Origin of the sequence: Acinetobacter sp. YH1901141 (assembly GCF_013416935.1) — a bacterium.
GTDB classification, from domain to species: Bacteria; Pseudomonadota; Gammaproteobacteria; order Pseudomonadales; family Moraxellaceae; genus Acinetobacter; species Acinetobacter towneri.
Map to the genome: position 1 here is coordinate 1 of NZ_VPEY01000082.1, position 1,082 is coordinate 1,082.

Consider the following 1,082-nt stretch of genomic DNA (forward strand, 5'->3'; position numbering starts at 1 on the left):
TAAGCTGTCATTAAAAAGTAAACATGTATTCTTTTCCGAATTGGTTTGATACTCTCTCCACCCATTGCTCTATTTTATCAGCTGTCATGACTTGAAAATCTCGCCAATAATATTTCATCTGCTTCCATACCATCTCGATTCGATTCAACTCAGGGCTATAAGCTGGAATAAAATACAAATTCGTCGAAAAGTTACTTTTAAGTAGCTCTCTGTAATCAGCCATCTTTTTACTTCTATGAATCGAGGCATTATCAACAATAAGAACCAATGGAAGGTTATAAGTCTGTTTTACTTGTTGAGCTATTCCAGTTAAATAGGCATAAAACCAAGTGCTTGTAACTGACTCTTGTAAACAACTTGTCACCAGTTTCCCCGTTGAAAGCAAACACCCCATGACATTAACTCGTTTTAATCTTATTGCATCAACCGCATGAACATCACCTATCTTTGTCCACGCATAGCGGTTATCAGGTGTAGATGAAAACCCTGTTTCATCAACATAACCTAATATAATTTCACCACGTGCCGCTTGCTCTCGTAATTTTTCAATCTGCTGTGTTGCTTGTTCAAATGCAATCGGATCTCTTTTTTTTCAAGCTATGACGGGTACGCTTGAAGACCATACCTGAATCACGTAAAAACTTACGAATGGTTCCAACAGACACGGACACTTCGTATTCTTCATGTAGTTTGACTCGGATTTGTTCTGCATTGAGTGGACTTGTATTGACCCAATCTAGGATTTTCGCCTGATAGTCTGAGATCAATGTATTGGGCCGACCTGAGCGATGACCTTCTTTAATCGATTCAAACTCATACAATTCCCAACGTCGGCGTTGTAGCCTTATGGTTTCTGGGATACGTTCTTGTAGAGTGGCAACTTCCGCAACACTTTTACCTTCAGAAAGCCAGAGAATAGTTTGGGCACGTTGTCTTTCACGCCAATGTTTTGCATGCTTGGCCAGAAAAATGAGTCGTTCTCGCTGTTCTAAACTAAGTGGTACAGAAACAATTCGAGGCATGTGTGAACATCTGTTAACTAAAAAAACTTTTTCGCATGATTAGTTATTTTTGTCAACTTA

Annotated in this window: 2 protein-coding genes; both read right to left on the reverse strand. The window is 39.0% G+C overall.

What is annotated here, in order from left to right:
* Positions 1–10: 10 nt before the first annotated feature.
* A complete protein-coding gene (locus FTV52_RS14580; RefSeq protein ID WP_121533679.1) occupies positions 11–577 on the reverse strand; it encodes an IS630 family transposase in 567 nt (188 codons plus the stop codon).
* Positions 567–1,022 carry a helix-turn-helix domain-containing protein gene (locus FTV52_RS14585; RefSeq protein ID WP_179991045.1) on the reverse strand — a complete coding sequence of 152 codons (456 nt, stop codon included), beginning with the start codon at positions 1,020–1,022 and terminating at the stop codon, positions 567–569. The genes FTV52_RS14580 and FTV52_RS14585 overlap by 11 nt, the downstream gene beginning before the upstream one ends.
* Positions 1,023–1,082 lie beyond the last annotated feature (60 nt).

Coding starts and splice junctions, on each gene's coding strand:
- FTV52_RS14585 (WP_179991045.1), bottom strand. CDS start 1,022: ATGCCTCGAATTGTTTCTGTACCACTTAGTTTAGAACAGCGAGAACGA.